Consider the following 25,585-nt stretch of genomic DNA (forward strand, 5'->3'; position numbering starts at 1 on the left):
TTCGAGGATACTATGAATAATCAGCCACTTTCTTTTACCCAATCACAAAAATTGCAATCGCAGGGCGAGCAAGTGATTGCCGGTTTTACCCAATCTATGATGAAAAAGCCAGAGCAGTTTTCACCAGGGGCCTTTCCTGTTTATTTAGCAGGGGGGGAAGGAGCAGTAGTGACAGATGTAGATGGCAATCAATATATTGACTTCATTTGTGGTCTTGCTGCAAATACTTTAGGTCACAACCACCCAGTTGTGACAAAGGCTATTTCAGACAATTTAAGCAATGGATTAATTCATTCTCTCCCCACGCCTGTCGAAGTAAAAACAGCCCAAACTTTAGTCGACGTGATCCCAGGGGCTGAGATGGTTCGTTTCTTCAAAACGGGTGCAGACGCAAACTCAGCAGCTGTGAGGTTGGCTCGTCACGTTACAGGTCGCGATGAAATAATGACTGTGGGTTATAACGGTTGGCATGACCAATACATGTTTGATACCCCAGGGGTACCTTCTGCTATTGCATCTCTTACGCATAGAATGCCGCTTTTCACTCCTGCTGATGAGCCTAAAATAATTGAAAAAATTGCAGACAGAAAAGACCAGCTAGCAGTCGTTTTATTATCAGTGCCTTATAATCGGGTTCTAGAAAAAGCCTTTTTGCAACAGCTCAGAGAGACCTGTTCTGAACATGGAGTTGTGCTAGTTTTTGATGAAGTTGTAACTGGGTTTAGACTTGCACCTGGCGGGGCTCAAGAATATTTCGGGGTCAATGCTGATTTAGTCACTTTATCTAAAGGGATTGCTGCAGGTATGCCACTATCAGCTGTAGCTGGTTGTTCTAAGTTAATGTCACGTATTAATGAACTTCAAGTGTCGACCACTTTTGGTGGTGAAATGCTGTCACTAGAGGTGTGTGATGCCGTTATAAAGGAATACAAACGTACAGACTTTACTTCATATATTGCTAAATTAGGCAGTATTTTAAAATCAGAAGTCAATCAGATCTCTGAGCAACTGGGAACCCCACTTCGCGTTGTAGGCTATGATGCGATCCCTATGTTTCTATTCGCTAAAAATCCAGAAGAGCATGTGAAATTTGCAATCCCATTTTTAGCACAAATGGCAAAGCGTGGCATTTTAATGCGCAGAGAGGTCAACTTCATTTCTGGTGCACATACAATGGAGCAGATTAATGACACGATTACTGCAGTGAAAGCATCGCTAATAGAAATGCAGTCAGAAGGCGTATTTGATACTAAGGAAAATACCTAATGGCATGTTCATGTTTATCGACGCAGCGTTTTGCTGCGCTTGCCAAAGCTATGAGTGAGCAGTCTTTTGGCAGTAATCAAGTAAGTGAGCTCAATAGCCTAAAAGCGGTATGTAAGAAACCGCATAATGAAAACCTTAAGACGCTGATTGATAATGTTTTTATTTATACAGCAGACTTAAACAATACAGTGATCTCAGACGGTTGGGTTTTAATTCATGGTAAGCAGATAGTTGCATTAGGAAAACAGGGAGAGCAACCGACAGATTTTGATAAGAAAGTAGATGGCGCCGGTAAGTTGATGCTGCCGGGGTTAGTTAATCCCCATTGGCATGAAAGCTTTGTTGCGCCAAACTTTGAATCGCCTGATGACTGTAACTTAGAGCCTACCGCTTATTCGAATGGCGGCAATATTGCAGCATTAGGCTCGATGTTTGGTTTTATCTCAACAGTAGGCGATAAGTTAACGCTCGAAGAAGGGTTAGCAATTGCAAGATGGAGTATGTGGACTCAGCTTCGATCTGGCACGACTGCTTTGGGCGATCTAGGTTCAGCTAATAAAGCAGACTCAATGGCATTAGCAGCCATTGATTTGGGAATGCGATTGCGAGTAAGTCGTTGGGGTTCTGATGTGATGTTAGAAGCTGATAAAGCTTCGCCAACGATTATTGCAGACACTCAATTGCAAACTGAGGATTGGCTGTCACTTATTGAAACTTGGGATAACCATAGTTCAGGTTTAATTGGTGCGATGCCTTCTGTTATGGGCGCGTTTGGTAGTTCTGACAAGCAACTGGAGGCTTTAGCGAGTATCACTCAACAATACAAAGTTCCTTATGCAACGCACTTAGCGCCTCTAAAGAATGAACGACGAGAGGTTGAACGAGTATTCGGTCTTTCACCTATTGCTCGTTTTGATGCTATGGGGTTACTGACAGATAAACTGCTCGCAGTTCATACAGCATATGCCAGTGAAAGCGAATACCAAAGGCTTATCGAAACTGGCGTTAATATCTGTCACTCACCGGCCCATTATGGGATGCTTGGAGAGTCGACAGTCAGTGAGACCGGACAAATCGGTAGATTCTTAAAAGAGGGGGTTTGGGTCTCAAGCAGTACAGATGGAGACATCTCCTTTATAGGTGGTATGTGCGAAGCAATGAGAGGTGCTCATCTAGGCCACAATGAAGCACAAAACTGTAATACAGCTTGCCCGCCAACATTAGCACTGAAAACTGCGACCTTGTTTGGTTCTAAAGCTTTAGGGTGGGAGGATAAAATAGGTTCTATCGAGGTTGGTAAACAAGCCGACTTTGTACTGATCAATAATGATGATTATCGCTATAAGTTATCCGGGCATCCACTTAGAACGTTTATCGTAACGGGCTCTAGTAAAGATGTAGACTCGGTCATGGTTGCTGGTGATTTTGTTGTTAAAGATGGTCGAAGTACTCGCTTTAATGAAGATGAGCTATATCAAGATTATCAAAAAGCTGTTGCAAGTGCCCGTAAACGCATAGGGGGACCTGGATGAGTCATTCAAGATTAACGACTTGTTTTTTGTTACTGGCAAGCACTATGACAGTGCTTGCCAGTGCAACCTTAGCACCAGCGTTACCAGCAATGACTGCGACTTTTTCACATATAGATAATGCTGCATTTTGGGCACAAATGATACTTGCGCTACCTGGGTTAATCATTGCTGTGTGCGCACCATTAGTTGGCGCTTTAGTCGATAAATTTAATAGTCAAAAACTACTGGTCAGTGGCTTAGCACTTTTTTTAGTTAGCGGGGTATTAGGCTATATATGGCAATACTCTATTTGGCTTATTTTATTTAGTAGAGCTTTGATGGGGGTGGCCGTAGCGTTAATTATGGTCTCTGGTACCACTCTCGCAGGTAGATACTTTGAAGGTCCTCGCTTTTCTAACTATATGGGTCTTCAAGCGGCCTTTGGCGGTTTTGGTGGCGTATTATTCCTTTCTGTGGCAGGCTTTCTAGCTGAGCAGCATTGGTCATGGGTATTTGCAATTTATTCACTCTCTTTGTTGGTTTTACCTGGAGTTCTGTTATGGGTAAAAGCACCAGAGATTAAAGAGTATCAGGGTCAAGCAGCAAATCGACCTAAAGGTTGGATGAATAAAACCTTTCTACTCTGCTGTGCTTTGGCGTTAGTAGAAATAGTCGTGCTTTATGGCCTGACATTACACTTGCCATTTCACTTAGCGGAACTTGGTCACTCTGCCAGTACAATAGGGCTAGTCATTGCGGCCTTCTTGCTCGCTATGGCAAGTGTCTCAGTAAGTTATGGGAGAGTTCGAAGTCTACTTAGTGTTAAACAAACTCATGTATTTGGTTGGTTCATTGTTGCGATTGGATTCACTTTACTCAGCTTTGTTAATGGCTTAACTAATATTACAGTTTCGGGTTTGGTGATTGGCGTTGGGCTTGGATTAGTCAGACCGAATTTGGTTGTGTGGTTGTTCGAATTTGTGCCTCCTATGATGCGTGGTAAAGCTATGGGCATTATGACGACCTGTTATTTTTCAGGTCAATTTATCAGTCCTTTAGTATTTGAGCCTGCAATTTTAGCACTTGGCTTTGAAGTTTTTTGTCTTGTTTTAGCAGCCCTTATCGCGTTGGTAATATGCTTAGCCATTATTGCAAACTTCAAATTGACAAAGTCATTACATTCACGTTTGGTTGATAATTAAACATTCAAGTTTTGAATAACTAAATGTTCAGAGTACTGGTTGATATTCTTAGGAAAGTTGATAGAAATGCCCAATTTGATTGGGCATTTTTTTATTTAGGACTTAGGCAATTTCTAATTCTAAAGCGCTTGTTTCACTGAGTTCACGATAGCGCTCTGCGACTTCAAGCGCATTAAGCATTGTTGACATTTTTGCTTCTGTTTCAAGCCATTCAGCCGTAGGATCTGAAGCTGCAACAATGCCTGCACCTGCAAATAGTCTTGCGTGATTTGTATCTAATTCACCACAACGTATTACGACGACCCATTCTCCATTGCCATGTCTATCACACCAACCAATGATCCCTGAAAAATAGTCTCTATCTTCGCCTTCTAACTCTTTAATTAGAGGGTAAGCAGATGGAGTAGGTTTGCCGCAAAGTGCGGGGGTAGGATGTAACTGATTAGCAAGTGACAGAATATGCGTATTCGGATTAATAAGTTGGCCTTCAATAATAGTTGATAAATGCCACATTGTTGCGGTACTTAATAGTGAAGGTGTACTTGGTATAGTCAGTTGCTGGCACCAAGGGTTTAATACTTGAGACATTTCATCTAAAACCACAGCATGCTCATAACGGTCCTTCTGTGAGGCCAACAATGCTTGCTTGCGTTTATATTCAATTTCAAGATCTTCAACACGTTTTGTTGACCCTGCTAAGGGGTTACTCATGATTGAGTGACCTTGTTTTTTTAGAAGCAGTTCAGGGCTAACACCGACTAATGTTTTCCCTTGCTCAGTGGGAAAAGAAAAATGAAAACCACTGCTGCTTTGAGATAATAGGTTTGCTATTACATGAGTTTGATTTATGTCTTGATCAAAAAACAAGTCTGTTTGTTTGGCTAGTACTATTTTGTCTAATTTTCTTTCTGAGAAATAGCGTTTGGCTTTGAGAATTGCATCTTCATAGTGCGCCTGATCTTGTCGATGAGATACCTTGTTGAGGTTCGCTTGTTTGTTTTTAGTTAATTGACTTCTTAACTTTAAACGATGTGTGAAAGTTGCTTTATCATACTTATTTATCTGATCTGTAACTATAAACTGAGCTTGTTGAGATTTGCAAAAAGGCAATACACCAAAAGCGACAGCATCTTGCTGATCAGTGTCATTGATTGCGCTTGTTATATTTTCGACTAATTCACGATGATTACTTATATCTGTCTTTAATCTCAATAAAGTTTTTCGTGTTACAAAGCAGTTTTCACCTGCTGCGAATAATGCATTTTGTGAAGGGTCAAATGATTCTATAAATGTATCAATTTGATTCACAGATGTTTGTTCGGTCAACATTACGAGTCCTTTTTAGCGAGTATTTAACGTACTTTGTTGACGAAATTGAGTGCCAAATATTTAGTAATATTACGAAGCTATGAAAAATAGAGGGAATGTAAGAATCAAGCTAGGCACTCAAGAATGCTTTTTAATGCAGGGCTGAGGTTGAATGAAAGGTGCAACAGTGAAACAAAAGAGCTTGCACTGATAATATTGCAAAAAGTGTGATTGTTTTAGTTTTGGTAATTATCACTTTTGACTATATCAGCATCTTGGTTTCGCCAATGAGAGTAAAAGTAAACAAGATTCTCCTTGGTTGGTTCGAAAAAAGCACTCGAGATAAACTGTACATTTGTCGGAAGTACAGTTGACTCTTGAACTTCTAAATTGGTTTTTAGAATAAACAAGTTGCTTTCAATCGCATTTCGAACATGAGCCAATATTAGACCTTTAACTGAAAATGCATGAACTATCTCTCCTTGTTCAGGTTGCCATGTTTTAAGTTTAGCCAAATTTTCAAGCGTATCGTTTTGCCAAATTATTTGCTGGTCTTCATCTTTATAGAGCACAGTGCCTTGCAGGGTAAAAGGCCAAACTATTTTAGTGTCTAACTCAATAATAGCGGCAGTGTTAAGCTGTTTTGTTGTGGCAATCAATTGGTTTGTATTATTTTGCCAATAATCAACCCGAATTATATGTTGATCAGACTCTATATGTGTAAGTTGCTTATTGGTTAAGTCATATAAATACACTTGCCCGCCAACAGCAAAGGCAAACTCATTACTATGACTAGACCAAATAGCCCTAGAGATGAAGTCATGTTGATGCGGGTTGTCAAAAATAGTCGCTACACCTTTTTTACCTTTAACAAAAAGCATGGGCCGACCATGTTTATGTGAAACAAATGCAAGGTGTTCACCTGAGGGAGAAACACTTGCTTGGTAGTCTTCGTACTTGCTATTCACATGAGTGAGAGTTGCATTATTCGATGCTATATCTATGTTTTGTTGAAAAGTAGTGCCAAAGACTGCGTTTTTAGTTACCTGAATTTGAGAAAGCGGCGATGGGCTTTCGAAATTAAAAGGAAGCAACTTTATTTCGCCTTGTTGCTTGGTTTTATTTAGCTGCTGAGCACTTAATGAGAATACACCCGCCTTTAACGTATCAGACAATATCAGCTGGTTACGAAGGTAATCCCAAGCAACATGATAAATCGATGCTAAATCTTTTTTGATGATTTTAAAATTTGCTGTACCTAAATCATATTTAAGAAGCTGCTGTATGCTATGGCTTTTAGTTGCAGTGAAATAGAGTGCATTGCTTGCAACTGCTAAGTCTTGCACAAAAGTATCTTCAGGCAGTACTGATAAAGTCTTAAATTGTGTGGTTTGCTCTTTAAATGCAACCAAGAGATTTCGAGCATTGACTAGTTTTGTCTCAGTCGCAAGCATATACAAGGTATTATCATGGCCTGTTTGAAGCGCGCGCAGATCAGTTATATGAGAAGGGACTTTAATTGTCCGCTCAGACATAACTTGGTTGTCAGCTAAAGTGAGTACCTTTAAATGATTATTACCTGAGTTAGGCTCGCTGTGTGTTAGCACTACCGTGGTGTTATTTAACCAAGCAAACTCAAATGTTTTATTTTGTGTGAGAAGTGAATACTCACTTTCTTTTTCCGTTGCCTTTAAAACTAACTCAAAACGTGACCCCGTTTCGCGCAAGAACAAAAGTTGCTGCGCATTTAAAGAGAGTTTCGGCATAGATTCATTGTTAGCAGTATGCGTTAGAGCAACAGGCTTATTGAGCTTTTGATCATTTGAATTGGTATTAGAGAGAAAGAAAACACTAAAACCGGCGATAAGTAATAGGCTAAGCGCAATTACCCAAAGGGGGTGTGGTAATACATAGAAGGGCGCCTTTAAGGGAGTACTTTCAGTCAGTTTTTTTTGTTTGTTTGCGTTATCTGACCTAAGGTGTTCAGCAAATGCGGGCTGAACTTCTAAGCTATAGCCACGTTTCGCATGGGTATGAATAAATTGAGCGGCTTTGGGGTCATCTTTTAATGCTTTACGAAGTAGGGTAATTAAACGCTGTAATGAACTAGGTGAAAAGATACGATTTTGCCAAACGGCTTCAAATAGTACTTCTTGGCTTAGCACTTTATTGGGCTGCTGAGCAAAAACACATAACAAAGTCATGGCTTTGGGCTCGATTAATAGACATTCATCGCCATGAAAAACTTGATTTCTACTTGGATCGATGAAGATTTGGTTTAAATAAAATGCGTCCATTTATGCTTTTAAGTTATTGAAAAATAATAATAGAAAAAACCTAAGCGATTCTTAAGAGAAACATAGTTTAATTAACATGTTCTTCAATTTCTTAATCATTACATTAGCCAATTCAAATTAATGATAAGGAGTCGCCATGCTAAGCGTAAAACATTGGCAAGTGTTAAAAACCCTCTTGGTAATTGTGTTTTTATTTATCTCACAAAATACCCAAGCCTCATCGGCAGCAAGCATTACTAAAATAAAGTCAAAAGTCTATGGTGAGACACGAGAAATTCTTGTTTCTTTGCCCGCTAACTACCAGCAAGATAAAGACAATATCTATCCGGTTATTTATTTAACCGACGCAAATATGCAGTTACCACATGCTGCGCCTATGATCCATTATTTAGCTGGTGGAATATCAGAGTTGATTGTTGTGGGCATTCAAACCTTTGACCGTCACAATGAGCTGAGCCCTTACCATCAAGATGGCACTGAATTTAGCAAGTCTCAGGGGGCAGAAAAGCTGCTGTCTTTTATTGAAACTGAGGTAAAACCACTGATTAATCAAACCTATCGCACAGCGCCATTTGAGATATTGAGTGGTCATTCTTTAGGTGGCTTATTTACTATGTTTACATTAGCACGTCACCCGGAGAAATTTGATGCTTACTTTGCGTTGTCACCGACTTTAGCTTGGGCTGATGGCAAGCTTTTAGAGGAGATAGAGCACAGCTTAGTGAGTTTGGAAAATAATAAAATACTTGTAGCCTACAGTGAAAAAGAAACCCCGTTTGTAAAACAGTATGCTGCTTTTGAAAAATTCTTAGCATTATTGGAAACAAAAGCACCTAGCTCTCTTGATATAAGTGCTCGATTTATTTCAGGTGAAGATCATATGACGATTGCACACCTAGGGTTATACCATGCGCTTAGGTATACATTTCGAGATTGGTGGCTGTCTAGCAATACTATGGTGGGAGCACCTGAAAAGTTTGATGCTCATTATGCGCGTTTATCTAAAAGGTTAGGCTACTCTATTCGTCCTGAGTTTAACGAGTTATGGGGGTTAACAGCTTATCTGATCAGGGAGCAGCACTATGTAGAAGCGCATTATCTGATTAAAAAATGGCAGGGTTATTACCCTAACCGCTCAGCGCCATTTTATGAGTTGGCTCAATTGTATCTCGCTCAAGGTCAACCGATTGCGGCAAACCGCAGCATTTTGCAGGCCATTGAAAATGCAAAGCCTAATTCCAGACAGCAGCGCAGAAGCCAAGACTTACAGGCCAAAATCAGAGCAAAACTATAACTGGTTAAGTTAATTCGTTAAATACTGATTTCAAATATGAAAAATATGCTGTAGGTCAAATAATGCAGCATATTTACATTTAGATACTATTCTCATCGCATTTTTTATTGCACTAGGGCATTTGGCTCGTAACATAGAAGCGTTAACTAACTGGGAAAGTACAAAATGAAACTTAAAATCTCTCTATTAAGTGCAGCGGTTGTTGTTGCACTTGCTGCTTGTAGCAGCACAGAAAGTACAACACAAAAACAAGCAGAATCGGTTGTACAGAAAGTAGAAAAACAATACGACAATATCTTATTACAAAAATACGCAGGCCCTTACCAAGGTGTGCCTCAGTTCGATAAAGTTACATTAGCTGACCTTGAACCTGCACTAGATATTGCAATTGCAGATAACCTTGCTGATATTGATGCCATTGCAAATAACCCTGAAAAGCCAACCTTTGAAAATACCATCGTTGCTTTAGAAGCTTCGGGCGATGCACTTAACCGTTTATTCCCATATTACGGTATTTGGGCTAACAACAATTCAAGCCCTGAGTTCCGTAAGCTACAAGGCAAGCTACTACAAAAGTTCTCAGTGATGAGTTCTAAGATCACGCAAAACAAAGCCTTATTTGAGCGTGTTCAAGCGGTTTATAAAAGCGATGAATTCAAGTCACTAACTGCAGAAGAGCAACGTATTACTTGGATGCGCTATAACGGTTTTGCACGAAATGGTGCAACACTGTCTGGCGATGAAGCAAAGCGTTATGCTGAAATCAACATGGAGCTGTCAGGCCTTCATACAAAATTCGGTAATAACGTGCTGGCTGATGAAGAAAACTATGTGGTTTATCTTACTAAAGATCAGTTAGCTGGCTTACCTAAGTCTTACATCTCAGCAGCCGCTGCTGCAGCTAAAGCGCGCGGTCAAGAAGGCAAATACGCGGTAACAAATACGCGTTCGTCAATGGACCCATTCTTAAAGTACTCTGAAGAGCGTGAACTGCGTGAGCAAGTTTGGAACAATTACTACAACCGTGGTAATAATGCGGGCGAAAACAATAACCGTGATGTGATCAGTCAAATCTTAAAGTTACGTCATGAACGTATTCAGCTACTAGGCTACGAAAATTATGCACAGTGGCGTTTAGAAGATCGTATGGCAAAAGCACCTGAAAATGCCATCGAACTGATGAACAAAGTATGGCCTGCAGCGATTGCGCGCGTTAAAGAAGAAGTAGCAGACATGCAAGCGGTTGCTGATAAAGAAGGTGCAAAAATCACAATTGCACCTTGGGATTACCGCTTCTACGCGGAGAAAGTGCGTAAAGCGAAATACGACCTAGATTCAAATGAAGTTAAAGAATACCTTCAAGCGGATAAGCTTACCGAAGCCATGTTCTACGTAGCAGGCGAGCTTTTTGATTTCACTTTCACACCAGTCGCTGAAGGTTCAGTGCCGGTATTCCATGAAGATGTGAAAGTATGGGAAGTGAAGCGTAAGTCGAACGGTGAGCACGTAGGTTTATTCTATCTTGACCCGTTTGCACGTAAAGGCAAACGTTCAGGTGCTTGGGCAACGTCATTCCGCTCACACACGACATTTGAAGGTAAAACAAATGTACTGAGCACTAATAACTCTAACTTTGTGAAAGCACCAAATGGTGAAGCAACGCTGGTTTCTTGGGATGATGCAAATACCTACTTCCATGAATTTGGTCATGCATTACACGCACTATCTTCAAACGTGAAGTACCCAAGTTCGAATGGCGGTGTACGCGATTACACTGAGTTCCAATCTCAGCTATTAGAGCGCTGGTTATCAACTGACGAAGTAATTAATAAGTACCTTGTTCATTACAAAACAGGCAAGCCAATGCCAAAATCATTAATCGAGAAGATCCAAAAGTCTTCGACGTTTAATCAAGGCTTCTCAACAACTGAGTACTTAGCGTCTGCGATTATGGATATGAAATTCCATATGACTGATCCTGAACTAATTGGCGATCCGGTTGAGTTCGAAAAGTCAGAATTGTCTAAGCTAGGCATGCCATCTGAAATCGTCATGCGTCACCGTACAACGCATTTCGGCCATATCTTCTCTGGTGAAGGTTACTCGGCAGGCTACTATGGTTACCTGTGGGCAGAAGTTTTAACCTCTGATGCAGCTGAAGCTTTTGCACAGTCTAAAGGCGGCTTCTACGATAAAGACTTAGGTGACCGTTTAGTTAAATATCTATTCTCAGTTCGTAATGCAATGGATCCAGCAGAAGCTTATAACAAGTTCCGTGGCCGTGATGCAGAGGTTGGCGCGTTAATGCGCGACCGTGGCTTCCCAGTATCTGAGTAATTATTAGCAATTAGCTAAAAAAAGACATCAAGCCCAGCGATTGCTGGGCTTCTTTGTACTCAATCTATACAACACCATAGGCGAGCATGGCGTCTGCCACTTTAATAAAACCGGCTATGTTGGCACCTTTGACATAATCAACATGTCCTTCTTGTTCTCCATGTAGCACGCATTTATCGTGTATTTGTTCCATAATGTGGTGTAATTTCTCTTCAAGTTCCTCATGCGACCACGACATACGGATGCTGTTTTGCGACATTTCTAAAGCCGATACTGCCACGCCACCGGCATTTGCCGCTTTGCCTGGTGCATACAGCACTTTATTGTCATGAAACACTTTTACGGCCTCTGGTGTGCAAGGCATATTGGCGCCTTCAGACACCGCAATACAGCCATTATTTGCTAATTGTATTGCGTCTTCCTCAATCAACTCGTTTTGTGTTGCACAAGGAAAAGCGAGTTGTGCCTTGATATGCCAAGGCTTTTTATTTTCGAAAAACTCGCAATTAAACTCACTGGTCAATACATCGAGTCGTTTGCGTTGTTGAATCTTAATTTCTTTGATTTTATCAAGCTGTGTTTGCGTTAGACCATCTAGAATAAATAGTGTACCAATAGAATCTGAAAGGGTGAGCACTTTGGCATCTAGCTGTATCAGCTTTTCTGCACAGTGAAGCGCAACATTACCTGAGCCTGATATTAAGCAGCTTTTGTCTTTAATTTTGTGGTGATGGTGCGCAAGCATGGCTTGCATAAAAAACGCATTACCGTAGCCGGTGGCTTCGGTGCGAACAAGGCTACCACCATATTCCAGCGCTTTGCCTGTTAGCACGCTTTCTACTCTGTGGGTGATACGCTTATATTGCCCGAACAAGTAACTAATCTCTCTTGAACCAACGCCAATATCGCCTGCGGGTATATCTATATTAGGACCAATATGTTGATAAAGTTGTGTCATAAATGACTGGCAAAATCGCATGATTTCTCTGTCAGATTTGCCTTTAGGGTTAAAGTCGGCGCCGCCTTTGCCAGCGCCTATGGGTAAGGTAGTTAAGCTATTTTTAAAAGTTTGTTCGAAGCCTAGAAACTTTAACACACTTAAGCTGACAGAAGGGTCGAAGCGAAGTCCGCCTTTGTATGGCCCGATGGCATTGTTAAATTGCACTCTATAACCACGGTTAATACGAATATTACCCTCGTCATCTTCCCAAGTGACACGAAAAGACACGACCTTATCTGGCTCTGTCATTCTTTCTAGCAAGTGCGCTGTTTTGTACTTTTCATTTTGATTAATAAAAGGGATCACAGATTCAGCGACTTCTTTTACAGCTTGGTGAAATTCAGTTTCAAAAGGATTACGTCTGATCAAGCCGTCCATAAAATGTTCAAGAGTTAAATCATCGTACATAGTTACACCTTCGGTATGTGCTTGAGGTTTTTTGAACCATTCATAGCTCAAAATAAAGCACTTATATTCTATGATGTTAGTCGAATTCTCATAACTTGTTAGTAATTAGTTCTGACAGTTAAGTATTTAAGTTGTATCAAAAAAGTACCTAATCAGTGTAGATTGTAATATTTTACAATCCCTTACAAATTAACAATGGTAGCATTATTTTTTCTTAACCTTTTCGCTTATGATGTGAGCAAGTAAGTTATGGCTAGTAAAATAAGAAGGGAATATGTCGTTGCTAAATTCATTTCAAAAATCACTTTTGGCATTATCAGTGTTAGGCTTAGTGGCCTGCTCAGGCGAAGAAAGCACTGAAAAAGCGGGTAGCAAAACCGAGCAAACTGCAAAAAAAGAAGAAAAAGAAGAGTTTGCAATTCCTGTTGAGGTCACTTTTTCAAAAGTAGGTGATGTTGCCAAGTTTTATCAAACCACTGCCATTTTAGAAGCAGAGCAAGAAAGTAAAGTGGTTAATAAGGTAACAGGCATGCTTGAATCAGTGCATGCACAAGAAGGTCAGCGTGTTAGCGCTGGTGACTTACTGGCACAAATTGACCCGCGTAATTATGAATTAGATTTTGAGCGTGCCAAGATTGATTATGAATCTGCTAAATCAGAATACCAACGAAGTCAGCCTGTTAATGGTAAACAACTGATCTCTGAAAAAGATTTAGATAAACTGCGTTTTAGAGTGCAAACCACAGAAAACCAACTTGAAGTTGCCAGAATTAAACTTCGCGACAGTAAAGTTGTCTCGCCGATTGACGGTGTTATCGCTAAGCGTTCAGTCAAAGCCCATAACATGTTAAGTAATTCAGGCAATGAAATGTTTCATGTTGTGTCATTAGACTCTCTTATCGGTGTGGTTTACCTGCCAGAGTCAGAACTTAGTAAAGTTAAGCTTGGTCAAGTTGCAAAACTTCATTTTCCTGCAGAGCCAAACCTACAACTAGAAGCAACCGTGCTGCGAATTGCACCTTTGGTAGACAGCAAGTTAGGCACATTCAAAGTGACACTGACGATTGATAATCAAGAGAACATTTTAAAGCCGGGGATGTTTGCCCGTGTTGCTTTATTGCTTGATAGCAAGCAAGGCGTTACCTTAGTACCTGAAAACGCTGTGATCAAAAAAGATGGTAAAGCAACCCTGTTCGTTGCACAGAATGACAGAGCTAAAAAGCTTGAAGTAGAAACCGGTTACACTCAAGACGGCTGGGTAGAAGTCATTACCCCAATTCCGAATCAAGATGGCGTTATAACTGTAGGTCAACATGGTTTGAAAGATGATGCATTACTGAAAGTGTTAAATCATGACCAAAGTGCCATCGTGACCAATACCGAAGAAAAGCCACAACAGCTTTAATCGCGCCAGAAGTAAGGACAGAGTATGAATATTGCTAGGCTTGCGGTAAAGCGCCCAGTAACCATAACCATGTTGGTTTTGGCGGTAATGTTGTTCGGTATGGTGGGGTTCTCACGCCTTGTGGTGTCGTTATTACCTGATTTAAGTTACCCAACTTTAACAGTAAGAACAGAAAACCCCGGTGCAGCACCCGCTGAAATTGAGCAACTAATTTCAAAACCAATTGAAGAAGCGGTGGGTGTCGTTAAAGGCATTCGTAAATTACATTCTATTTCTAAACCGGGTCAGTCTGATTTAGTGATTGAGTTTCAATGGGGCACAGATATGGATCTGGCCATTATGGAACTTCGCGAAAAACTCGACATGGTGATGCTACCTGTTGAGCTGAGAAAGCCCGTCATTTTAAGGTTTAACCCTTCATTAGATCCTATTTTAAGACTAAGCATCTCAGGGGATGCACAATCATATACGCAATTAAGGTCATTGCGTACTTTCGCAGAAGAAGAGTTAAAACGCGCCCTTGAGCCTATTGATGGGGTTGCTGCAGTCCAACTCAGTGGTGGTTTAGAGCAAGAAGTACAAGTGCTTATTGACCAACAACAAGCCAATATGCGTGATGTGACTGCTGAGATGATCACTAACCGTATTAAAAACGAAAATATCAATGTGTCGGCCGGTCGAGTTTACGATGGTCAGCAAGAGTTTTTAGTTCGTACCCTTAACCAGTTTACTTATATCGAAGAAATCGGCGATGTCATTATTAAACAAGATGCCGGACAAACGATTTACTTACGTGACATTGCCACTGTGGTTGATGGTGTAAAAGAGCGCCAAGATATTACTCGAGTTAATGGTAACGAAGCAATCGAGATGGCCTTGTATAAAGAAGGCGATGCCAATACGGTGGCAGTGGCTAAACGCGTACAGGCTAAAATTGAACAACTACAAGACGAGCTTCCAGAAAATGCTGAGCTGAAAATCCTTTCTAATCAGGCTGAGTTTATTGAAAAAGCCATCGATGAAGTGAAGCAAACTGCAATTATCGGTGGTCTACTTGCGATTGTGGTTTTGTATCTTTTCTTAGGTAAGTTTAAACCGACTATCATCATCGCACTGGCTATTCCAACGTCAATCATTGCGACCTTCAACTTGATGTTTGCGAATAACATCAGCCTTAACATTATGTCTTTAGGCGGTATTGCGCTGGCGGTTGGTTTATTGGTCGATAATGCCATCGTAGTACTTGAAAACATCTACCGTAAAAAAGAGCAAGGGCAAGATGTTGAGCAAGCTGCAATCGAAGGTACTAATGAAGTATCTGGAGCAGTAACCGCCTCTACACTGACAACATTGGCGGTATTTGCACCTTTGGCATTTGTCACAGGTTTTGCTGGTGAGATTTTCAGCGACCAAGCACTGACAGTCACTTTTGCTTTACTTGCCTCTTTATTAGTGGCACTGAGCTTTATTCCTATGTTGGCGTCACGTCAGTTTTCAATTGCCTCTGGTGATGTAAACCCTGAAAGCATTAAGGCTGAAAAGCCCGTGAAAACCGGTGCAAAGAAATGGCTCAGTTTGTTATTACTGCCGTTCAAATTTGTCGCAGTTGTGATCCCATGTTTTATCGGGCGTTGGATGTTACGCATCATTATGATGCTGTCGAAAATGATTGGCTGGTGCACAAGCAAAATTACTTATCCGGCTTATGTTGCATTCAATGGTGTCTATAAAGTTTTTGCCAAAGGGTATGACAAGCTACTGAAAGGCGCGATGAAGCAGCGTGCATTGGTTATTTCAATTTCGTTAGTTTTTGCTGTGGGTGTTGCAAGTCTATTGCCTAAGTTGGGCATGGAGCTGATGCCTGAAGTAGCACAAACAGAGCTGACGCTAGAAATAACGCTTCGTCAGGGCACGCCAATTGAACAAACCGACCAACAGCTTAATTTATTGGCGCGCTCAGTCGTTGATATGCCAGGTGTGGTGCACACTTACAGTATGTCGGGTACAGGTAGTCTGATGATGAGTAGTGCGACACGCGGTGGCTCTCATTGGGGACAACTGGTTGTTAAAACTGAAACGTCAGCACAACTAAGCGCAGTACAAGACGCGTTACGTGCGCAACTATCGGGTATGGCGCAGATCAATGCAGAATTCACCCAAAGTCGTATGTTTGAGCAAGAGCGTCCTTTAGTTGTAGTGATGAGTGGTTATCAGCTCGAAGAGTTAAAACTGTATGCCGATAGATTGGTGTCACAGTTACAACAACAAAACCGCTTTGCCGATGTCACCACATCGTTAAGAGCGGGGCAGCCTGAGCTGAAAATTGAGTTTGATCATCAACGTTTAAGTAGCCTAGGTTTAACCGCAGCTGGCATTACCGATATTTTGGCAACCAAAATTGGCGGTAACGTTGCAAGCAAATATAACCTAGATGATCGTCAGGTTGATATTATGGTTCAGGTCGACCGTGATTCGCGTAACTCAGTGTCTGCGATCCGCGACTTAATTATTCATGGTGAAAATGGTCAGAGTGTACCGCTGTCAGCAGTTGCGAAAGTTACAGAGTCTATTGGCCCGAACGAAATCAATCGTTTAGATCAGGCGCGCGTTGCCATCATTACTGCCTCTGTTAAAGAAGGTGATTTAGCAACAGCTGCGCAGGTTGTGCGCAGTGAAGTCGCATCTTTAGGCTTACCTGATCGTGTTTATAGCCAAGTCATTGGCCAAAACCAGCAAATGGAAGAAGCCTATTCGTCATTAATTATGGCGCTATTGCTGGCTGTATTCTTGGTTTATTTGGTAATGGCTTCGCAGTTTGAGTCATTGTTAAATCCGTTCATCATTTTATTCAGCGTGCCACTGGCGGTTTTAGGATCAATCTTTGGTCTATTTATTACTGGCACCAGTTTAAGTGTGATCACCTTTATTGGTTTGATCATGCTAAGTGGTATCGTGGTCAATAACGCCATTGTCTTAATTGACCGTATTAATCAATTACGCACGCAAGGCTGCATGATGTTAGATGCTATTTTAGAAGCGGCCAACTCACGCTTACGCCCAATCATCATGACAACCATGACCACAATTTTAGGCCTACTACCTATGGCGATGGCAACAGGTGAGGGCGCTGAATTACGCGCGCCATTGGCGATTACTGTGATGAGCGGTTTGTTGATTGCAACTTTCTTAACTCTGATTGTTATTCCTGTTTTATATAGTGTGTTTAACCGTGATCAAGTGCAGACTAATGAGCAATTAAGTAAGGCTGATTATGAAGCAGGATAAGTCAATTAAAAACCTGACAGCACTGGCCTTAAAACGGCCAGTAACCTGTTTTATGTTGATGATTTCTATGATCGTAGCAGGGCTGATCAGCAGTAAGCTTATTCCGCTTGATAGCTGGCCAGCGGTGAATGCACCAGCTGTGTTCGTAAGAGCATCTTACCCTGGCTCCACGCCAGAAGAGGTAGAGCGTCTTATTACCAAACCACTTGAGGAAGCTTTGGCAACCATGGGTGGGGTAAACTCTGTGACTTCTCGTACCTCTTCAGGTTCGGCGTCGCTCACTTTGCAGATGAAATTTTCAACCGACTTAAATGTGGCAATTTTAGAAGCCCGAGAAAAGGTTGATATGGTTCGACACCTACTACCTGAGGACTTACAACGCGTAGATGTGATGAAGTTCTCAACCCAAGATATGCCGGTTGTTGAACTAACATTATTGAGTGAGAAATCTTTAAATAATGACTATGAGTTTTTAGAGAATAACCTAAAAATGCCACTAGAGCGGATTCAAGGGGTGGGGCGCGTAGAGCTTTATTTACGTCAGCCGAGAATTTGGATACAGCTTGACCCAGACAAACTGGCTATGCATCGCGTTGATATTCAGCAAGTGACTCGAGTGCTTCAAGAAGCGAATTTCTTAAAATCGGTAGGTGAAGTTCAAACTGATGATTATCGCTATGCGGTGACACCGCAGGGCCAATATCGTGATATCGAAGATATTCGTGCGCAGAGGATTAACGAGCGTGTGAAACTCTCTGACATTGCTAACGTGCACTACGCTTTGAGTGAACGCCAATGGCAACGCCGAGTAGATGGCCAACCCGCTGTGGGCTTAGATGTATTTCGAGAGTCAGACTCGAATGTGGTAGATGTTTCAAACCGTATTCGTGAAACTCTTGATGAAGTAATGCAAAAGCCACAACTACAACATATCGATATTCAATATGACCGAGATGATGGTAATAGTGTTGAAGTGTCTATTTCTTCGTTACTCAAGGCGGGTGCAATCGGCGCAGTATTATCATTCTTTGTATTATGGTTCTTCTTACGTAACCTTAAACTCACTGGCGTAGTCGTCCTTGCCGTCCCTGTTTCTTTAAGTATTTCACTGGCGGTTATTTACTTTATGGGTTTCAGCTTAAATATGCTGACACTGATTGGTTTGATCATCGCAATAGGTTTGCTTATCGATAACTCGGTGGTGGTGTGCGAGAGTATCTTGCAACAGCGAGCTCAAGGTGGCTCGGGTAAATCTGCGGTTATAGAGGGGGTTGATAAAGTCAGCACGGCTATTTTGAGCGCAACACTCACTACAGTGGTCATCTTTTTACCTCTGCAAATGGGCGACAGCAATTTTCTAACTGTGATGTTACAGCAAATTGCAGTGTCTATTTGTGTGCCATTGTTGGTGTCGCTACTGGTAGCGAAAACCCTTATTCCTCTTTGTATGTATCGCGTACTTCCAGATAGTGCAGCTGAAAATGAGTCTATGCCAGACAAAATTCAGCAAAAATATCGCAAAGCTTTAACTTGGGGGCTTAGTCATCCTAAGCGCGTGGGGGCACTCTTTTTAATCATGTTCGTGAGTGTCACACTCGCAAAAAGCGTAGTTGATAAGAGTTCTAGCGACGCTCAATCTCAAAAGCGCCAGCAGATTTTTTATGAGTTCAAGGGCGAACCTGATCTCGATAAAAAGCTCGCATTTTTGCAAGAGATAGAAACTTATTTATTAGAAAATAAAGAATCTTTGGGCATTAAAAAAGTATATTCAGGCGTCTATCAAAGAGGGGCATGGACCAGCATTCGCTTCGTTGAAGACTTGCCTAAGTCGATTGATGAAATAAAGAAAAACATTCGTGATAACTTTCCTGAATCAGCCTATGCCAAAGCGTCTTTGCAGCGCGAAGTAGGTTCACGCACCGCTGTTAGTGTGTATTTATTTGGTCGTTCGACTGCTCAATTGAACGATTTAGCAGAGCAACTCATTCCTGTGATGGAAGCACATCCGTATTTTGCTGATGTCAAAAACAGTTCTGAGGGCGATGTTTACGAAATGCAGTTAATCGTAGATAGACAGCGTGCTATGCAGCTAGGCGTATCGACGCAAGAAATAGCCACGAAAATTGGTAATGCCATGCGTGGCCTCAATTTGAAAACACTGAGAACTTTAGACAAAGGTGAAGTGGAGATCATCGCAGGTTACTACGAGCAAGGTGCTATTCCTATGGAAGAGCTGAAACGCTTACCTGTGATGGAGTCGAACGGTGCTATTTTAACGTTGCAACAATTGGTTGAAATCGAAACTCGCCCAGCACCTCGCACAATTTCGCGCGTTGATCGTCAAACTCAGCTTTCAATTGAAATGAACATAGAAGAGGTCAGTCATAAAGAAGCTGCAAAAGCCATTGAAGAAATGATGAATGCGATGACCTTACCGCGAGGCTATTCTTGGGGCTTAGGTCCTAAATTTGCTGAGCAAGATGAGTCAATGAAAGACATGGCTTTTAATATGGTGATTGCGCTGTTCTTGATCTTTATGATCATGGCAGCTTTATTTGAGTCTCTTTTATTACCTATCGCTATCTTGAGTTCTATAGGCCTTGGTTTTGTTGGCGTTTACTGGACGTTTGCATTACTAGGTATCGGCTTGGGTGAAACAGGCATGTTAGGCATGTTGGTACTTATGGGTATTGTGGTAAACAATGGCATAGTCTTGATTGACCAAATTAACCGCTTTAAGGGCTCAGCCGAGCACTTACAACAAGCGATTGTTGATGCCTGTTCAACGCGTTTACGCCCAATCTTAATGACGGTGGCAACGACGGTAATTGGTATGTTGCCTGTGTTATTCGATAGCAGCTCTGCTGATTCTGGCGTATTAGATTACAAACCCATGGCGATTGCCATTATTGGTGGCTTAATCTTTTCAACCATCACCAGTTTAGCTTTTGTACCTTATTGTTATTACCTGCTTTATCGTTTAGGGCAGGGGACTAGTAACAGACTTGCTGAGGCAAGGGCCTATGCCAATCATAAGTTAAGTAGGCTTAGCTAAACTTAGAAGATAAAAAGCGCGACGAGTTCGCGCTTTTTTGTGCCAGTAGGTAGATGAAAAGAAATCTTCACTTTGTTTAATCTCAATATCCCTTCTACACTCATACAGTAAATTATGTCTTAACTTAGGAAGTGAAGCCTTTATATAAGGACATATTAACCATGCGTTTACTGCTTATTTTATTGTTATTACTAATAATCATTACCTTACCTTTTCAGTCTGCTAAAGGTGCTTCGGCCAGTTTCAAAGCGAGCATCAAAGGTTGGCGCCCAGAAGTGCAAAGTAAAATTCAAGTATTGGGAGAGTTTTCCAGTTGTAGAGTGGTTAACGCCTTAAAATTTGATAACTTCAATTCGGCTTGTTTCTTGAAAAAAGAAAGTAAAGGCTGGCAGTTAGAGTCTTTTGCTAGTCAATGCGAAGTGGAATGTGTCAAGGTTTCGAACATCACTAATACCACTAATACAGTGCGTTTTAATCAAATAAATCCGTAATCTTATTAAGCTCTTTATAGCGTTTAATGATGGGAGCGCTTTTTTCATTTAGTGCAGTACTTATTTTTGTGTCACATTCTGCTTTACCAATAGATTCAAATGGCCCAGATAATACAACCGTGTAGCGCTTCCCTTGCTTGTTTATTTCAGAAAGAAATATATTTTTACTTGATTCAATGAGTGGCACATTCACAGAAGAGCGCTTTGCATAAAGTGCATATTGGCAATAGTAATGGGCTGTTTTAGGTCTAGTTTGAGTTTTGGGATTGGTAGGTAACTCAAAATTACTATCGATCCGCTGCCAATTTACAGAATCATATTTTCTGGCATCGATCATAAAACTACCAAATAAAGCTGGTTCAGAGTAAGCCTGATTAATGACGGATTGTGCCTTTTGTTTAGTTTTGTACGGACCCGCAACAAGGTAATAGTTTTCATGGTTTAAGTGTTGATAAAGTTGTAGCGGGAAGTTAAGCGCTTGAATACTGTGAGCAACGATATTTGCTGATAACCTTTTCTTAAATACACCAAGTTGAACAAAATATTGCGCTTTAGATGTGTCAGTGTGCTGTGTAAGCAACTGTGTTTTATCTTGAAGTACGATGTCTCTCAAAATAACAGTATCTCCATACTCTGGCGCGACTATCTTCTCTGGGAGGTTTTTTGTGATTAAGTTATCTACAGCAAATTGGTTTTGCTCAAGCTTGATACTGTATTCGCCAGCTTGCACTCTAGGAAAAAAATAGTAACCATCATATTCACTGATGGTTTCGTATTGAATATTGCCTTCATCATCGAGTAATAGCACAGACACGCCTGAAGCAGGCTTAGTCTTGTTATTGGTTGTATAATAAAGCGTGCCTTCAACCTCATTGACAATATTAACAGGGATTTTGATATTGGTTACGCCACCTCTGTGAGAAGACGCTTTTATGCGATTATTAACTGGCTGATAGTACGGGTTAGACAAGCTCATCAAATCTAAACTCAAAATTTGCCCGCCAGTACTGCTAGGAAGTAAAACTTGCCCGTTGGAGTTCGTTCGATGCTCTTTCCATAAATAATTTCCAGTGAAACTTGCATCCGCAATGGGTTGATCTTGTGTATCAAAAACGCCATTGTTGTTCTTATCAACAAAAGTTTCTACTGCTAGTTGCCCTGAGCTTAATGAACGAGGGGGCAAAAAGTTGATGTTATTATTGAATTGGTCGAAGCTGATTGTGCCGCTGATCCCCAAGGATACTAGCCACTCATCTTCACTATCATATTGCCCGGTAAGGCTAATATTAAATACATCATTACGGTAAGTATATTGATGGCCGAGCACAACTTTTGCTGCAGAGCGTGGGTTATAGCTTAATTGTGTTTGGTTAAACATTTGGCTGGTTTGTGGCCACCGGAGGCTGCTTCGATAATTGAGCAGCTCTTTGTCTTCAAATGGCTTCCAGTCAACAGAGTTAGTCCAATGCCATTTACCAAGATCCATAGACCAATAACTTTGATTAATTAATTCATCTTCAAGCTTGTCATATTGAAAACGACTGGACCAGTTCCCTCCTAAATAACTTGCATTGAGACCAAATTGGGTGAATTGACGCGTTTCTTTTTGTTCTCGCTTTTCATTTAAAAATCGTAAATTCCAGCTTAAATTATAAAACTGACTAAAGCGACTATTGAGGCTCAGTGAGGCACGAGACTTTAAAGGGTAATTCTGTTTTAAAAATACAGCGCTATTGAATTGATTCAGGTGGCTGTATTCAAAGTTAATATTTATATTCTCTTCAGTAAATAGTGAGGTTTCGCCACGGTAACCTGCAAAATAAGCTGAGCCAAACTCAACTTGTTTTGCACCCACAAATTTGAAACTGCCAAGCTCAGAATTGCTCTGCAAACCCGTACTTAGATAGCGACTATCTTCATCCCCAGTTAAATAATTCAAACCCATATCATAGGTGAGGTTATCTGATAAACCATAAGACACGCTGCCAGATATAGACTTACCAAAACTAGCAGCATTGTTAGATTGTCCATTTAGTAAATTACGCGTGCTATCTAATAATTCTAGCTGGTAACTCATTTGACCTTTAGCAAGTGCAGTATTACCCACAGAGATCTTTCTGGTTTTAGTGAGCTGCTCACCTTGGGGACCATAGAGTCGAATTTCAAAGATGTTGTTGCCATAAAATGTTTCCACATCTTCAAAACGCACAATATTTTCATCGGTAGACTCCGAAGACGCGACAAATTGCCCATTACGGTAGAGCTCTGCGAGCCAGCCTGGTAGCGTAGCTTCTTCTATTGTTATTGTTGAGAAGCTTTGTGAGGTGTTCGGGTTTATATTTGATAGGTATACACCACGACCTTGGCTAAAGTTCATGATGAGTGGATCTCGTTGAGACTGAATATCACCTAGTTCGTAATGTAGTTGAGTGATTAGTCCTTCTTGGTTTGAGTCCTCATATGACTTTGTGAGTTTAATGAATTGGTTAGTGCCAGTTTCATTTTGGTTAAATCTAAATTGAGCTTGGTGCTCAAATGCGTCGAAATAACTATTGAGAGTAAGTAAATTTTTGCTTTTTTCTAGTCTTGATAAATAGCTAGAAGTAATAGAATAATCAGTTACAGGATATGTAATATTTTGAAACTGATCGGTTATCTCAATATCAAACTCAGGGGTTGAAAGTTGAGAGCGTACCATGGGTAATTGAGAGTTTTTATTCTGTGTTGATTCTAGTTGGTTGGTGGTTAAACTTAATTGCATCAATGCGTAATCAAAATCTGCATCAATATTTAGTACTGCATTAATCACTTGCAGGTCAATATAATGGTCAAAATCATCTTCTGTCCAAACAGGTTCTTCCTCTGAATTAAATGAGGTTGATTCCATAGCAATAGAAAAAGTCAGCTCGCTTTTTTTAATAACTCCAGTTATTTGTTGATTCTCTATTTTTAAAGCAATACCGAGCGCATCATTTAAGGGCGATATGGGAAGTAAAAACCTTCCTGATTGAGTGTAATAACCCTCTAAGTCAGAAATTACAGAGCGACCGTTTAGCTTTACATTAACAATAACAAAGTCATCGTCCACTACTGGCCAATGGTATAAAGTGTAATTGGCTGCACTTACATTAAACGTAAAAAGTAATGTATAAAAGAAAAGTACAGCCTGAAGATGAAACCGAAGTTTCACTTTGAGAAGTTAATCATTAATATTTAACGTTTCAGTAAGAGAAACCTTACCGCCATAACGAATATTTTCTTCGTACTGGATTGTTAGAGGTCCAGAGGCGCTTTCTGTTAAAGGAATAAACACCTTACGACGAGTAAGTGGGGTATAAACGCCCAAGTTTTTTATTTCTCCAACTACTTCTTCATCTTCATTGAGAATTTTGAAGTCACCAAATAATGAACGGTTACCATTAAGTGTCTGCCAAAACATCACTGTAGGCTGGCCATTTTGCGTCACTAATTGCGGGTTCACAATATCAGACTCTACTTCCAAGCGACCATGTCGAACAATCACAGGAATGCTATAAGCCACTTTAGGTTTGATACTGATACCAGCTTCATTGGGGTCTTGGGCTTCCGAAGCAATAATCTTCAGTACAGCACGATATTCACCATGTGCTAAATTTGCTTTTTTGCGCACCGTCATTCTAATGGCTTGCATATCTTTGGCTTTTATTGTGCCTCTGCGCGGTGAATATCTTAACATTGATTTGGCAGAGCGGCCTTGTACATCTGCTTCTGAGACATTGATGAGATTACCTTCTTCGGTCATGTCTTTGTGCACAAGTACTAATCTGAAATCGAGGTTTTTATCAGAAGTGTTTCTGATCATTAAAGAGTTGTTTTTGGTACGACCATCAAAGTAAAGGCGGTATTCTGATAATGCAAGATTGGCAAATACAGATGAGCTACAGGTCACTAAAAATAATATAAAAAAGAAGAATAGGGGAAAACGCATAACATTATAACAGACTAAGAAAGTAAAAAGTGTGAGCAATGCCCACACTTTAGTTTAAAAGATTTTGACGAATAGTTCTTATTGGAAAGACACGTCAACAGTATAATCTACAGAGTAGTTACCATCTGCAGTTAGTGCATTGTCTACAGTCATTGTGCCGTATACACTGATAGTGATATCTGTTGCTGAAGCATCAGTCGTGAAAGCAGACGCTACGCCATCAGCTGTTGTTGCTGAAGATGTTCCATCTGTTGCTGTAGTTACAGGTTCAAATGTTAAGTTAGCACTTGAACTGCCTGTTACAGTAATGTTCATTGCAGAGTTTGGCGCAAGACCAGATACAGTTACGCCACCGATTTGGATGTTAGCATCAGATGCGTCACAGTCACCTGTTACCGCACCAGCGTTGTCCATAGTACAGCTTGAAGTTGCCGCCAAACGGATTTTACCGAAGTTTAGCGCACTAGTTTGTGCAAAAGTTGGTTCACTCCATCCACTGATAGTTGCTTGAAATGTGTCACTAGATGCAAAAATTGAGCTTGAAGTAGCTGCTAAAAGCGCCGCTGAGAATAGAAGTTTCTTGTTCATTAATACTTACCACTTAGTTATTAGTTTTGAACTTCCATGTATTAAGGGCTAGCTAAAAATACACAACGCCGTAATCCATTAGTATTGATTTAAACATACTTTGATACATATCAAAAATACTTTATTTACATTTGTGCATTTTTATAAATAACTGTCTTTAAATTGGGTAAT

Annotated in this window: 15 protein-coding genes; 9 read left to right on the top strand and 6 right to left on the bottom strand. The window is 40.7% G+C overall.

Features of this window, described 5'->3' with window-relative positions:
- Positions 1-12 precede the first annotated feature (12 nt).
- The 3 genes from CWB72_RS13845 to CWB72_RS13855 are packed head-to-tail and all read left to right on the top strand — an operon-like array spanning position 13 to position 3,979.
- The gene (locus CWB72_RS13845) at positions 13-1,266 is read left to right on the top strand and encodes an aminotransferase class III-fold pyridoxal phosphate-dependent enzyme (protein ID WP_130256669.1); all 1,254 of its coding nucleotides are present in this window, start codon (positions 13-15) and stop codon (positions 1,264-1,266) included.
- Positions 1,266-2,798, top strand: a complete 1,533-nt coding sequence (locus CWB72_RS13850) for an amidohydrolase family protein (protein ID WP_138632419.1) — start codon at positions 1,266-1,268, stop codon at positions 2,796-2,798. Before CWB72_RS13845 ends, CWB72_RS13850 begins: the two co-directional genes overlap by 1 nt.
- Entirely contained in the window at positions 2,795-3,979 is a 1,185-nt protein-coding gene (locus CWB72_RS13855; RefSeq protein WP_138632422.1) for an MFS transporter, read from the top strand. The genes CWB72_RS13850 and CWB72_RS13855 overlap by 4 nt, the downstream gene beginning before the upstream one ends.
- 102 nt (positions 3,980-4,081) lie before the next feature.
- Here the strand turns inward: CWB72_RS13855 and CWB72_RS13860 are convergent, their stop codons facing one another.
- Both CWB72_RS13860 and CWB72_RS13865 read right to left on the bottom strand, forming a co-directional pair.
- Positions 4,082-5,308 carry an isochorismate synthase gene (locus tag CWB72_RS13860; protein WP_138632425.1) on the bottom strand — a complete coding sequence of 409 codons (1,227 nt, stop codon included), beginning with the start codon at positions 5,306-5,308 and terminating at the stop codon, positions 4,082-4,084.
- A gap of 215 nt (positions 5,309-5,523) precedes the next feature.
- Positions 5,524-7,584, bottom strand: a complete 2,061-nt coding sequence (locus CWB72_RS13865; protein WP_138632428.1) for a winged helix-turn-helix domain-containing protein — start codon at positions 7,582-7,584, stop codon at positions 5,524-5,526.
- A gap of 136 nt (positions 7,585-7,720) precedes the next feature.
- Here CWB72_RS13865 and CWB72_RS13870 point away from each other — a divergent pair, with 136 nt between their 5' ends.
- Together CWB72_RS13870 and CWB72_RS13875 are read left to right on the top strand one after the other, a co-directional pair.
- Positions 7,721-8,878, top strand: coding sequence for an alpha/beta hydrolase (locus CWB72_RS13870; RefSeq protein WP_138632431.1), 1,158 nt, complete (start codon positions 7,721-7,723; stop codon positions 8,876-8,878).
- 165 nt (positions 8,879-9,043) lie between these two features.
- Positions 9,044-11,215, top strand: a complete 2,172-nt coding sequence (locus tag CWB72_RS13875; protein WP_130256675.1) for a M3 family metallopeptidase — start codon at positions 9,044-9,046, stop codon at positions 11,213-11,215.
- 64 nt (positions 11,216-11,279) lie between these two features.
- On the opposite strand, the gene gdhA is transcribed toward CWB72_RS13875, so the two are convergent.
- Positions 11,280-12,623: an NADP-specific glutamate dehydrogenase gene (gene gdhA, locus CWB72_RS13880; protein ID WP_138632434.1), complete on the bottom strand. Its 1,344-nt coding sequence runs from the start codon at positions 12,621-12,623 to the stop codon at positions 11,280-11,282.
- Positions 12,624-12,897: 274 nt separating this feature from the next.
- Here gdhA and CWB72_RS13885 point away from each other — a divergent pair, with 274 nt between their 5' ends.
- From CWB72_RS13885 to CWB72_RS13900, 4 genes are all read left to right on the top strand, one after another.
- Positions 12,898-14,028: an efflux RND transporter periplasmic adaptor subunit gene (locus CWB72_RS13885; protein ID WP_138632437.1), complete on the top strand. Its 1,131-nt coding sequence runs from the start codon at positions 12,898-12,900 to the stop codon at positions 14,026-14,028.
- 24 nt (positions 14,029-14,052) lie between these two features.
- Positions 14,053-17,313, top strand: a complete 3,261-nt coding sequence (locus CWB72_RS13890; protein ID WP_138632440.1) for an efflux RND transporter permease subunit — start codon at positions 14,053-14,055, stop codon at positions 17,311-17,313.
- Positions 17,300-20,368, top strand: coding sequence for an efflux RND transporter permease subunit (locus tag CWB72_RS13895; protein ID WP_138632443.1), 3,069 nt, complete (start codon positions 17,300-17,302; stop codon positions 20,366-20,368). Before CWB72_RS13890 ends, CWB72_RS13895 begins: the two co-directional genes overlap by 14 nt.
- 161 nt (positions 20,369-20,529) lie before the next feature.
- Positions 20,530-20,859 carry a hypothetical protein gene (locus CWB72_RS13900; RefSeq protein ID WP_138632446.1) on the top strand — a complete coding sequence of 110 codons (330 nt, stop codon included), beginning with the start codon at positions 20,530-20,532 and terminating at the stop codon, positions 20,857-20,859.
- Here the strand turns inward: CWB72_RS13900 and CWB72_RS13905 are convergent.
- The 3 genes from CWB72_RS13905 to CWB72_RS13915 all read right to left on the bottom strand — a co-directional run bounded on the left by CWB72_RS13905 (position 20,840) and on the right by CWB72_RS13915 (position 25,414).
- On the bottom strand, positions 20,840-24,049 hold the full coding sequence (locus CWB72_RS13905) for an SPOR domain-containing protein (RefSeq protein ID WP_138632449.1): 3,210 nt from the start codon (positions 24,047-24,049) through the stop codon (positions 20,840-20,842). The two genes, CWB72_RS13900 and CWB72_RS13905, sit on opposite strands and share 20 nt — an antisense overlap.
- Before the next feature lie 9 nt (positions 24,050-24,058).
- A complete protein-coding gene (locus CWB72_RS13910) occupies positions 24,059-24,826 on the bottom strand; it encodes a hypothetical protein (RefSeq protein WP_138632452.1) in 768 nt (255 codons plus the stop codon).
- 78 nt (positions 24,827-24,904) lie between these two features.
- On the bottom strand, positions 24,905-25,414 hold the full coding sequence (locus tag CWB72_RS13915; protein WP_138632455.1) for a hypothetical protein: 510 nt from the start codon (positions 25,412-25,414) through the stop codon (positions 24,905-24,907).
- Positions 25,415-25,585: the final 171 nt, after the last annotated feature.

Origin of the sequence: Pseudoalteromonas phenolica (genome assembly GCF_005886345.1) — a bacterium.
In the GTDB taxonomy this organism is placed as follows: domain Bacteria; phylum Pseudomonadota; class Gammaproteobacteria; order Enterobacterales; family Alteromonadaceae; genus Pseudoalteromonas; species Pseudoalteromonas phenolica_A.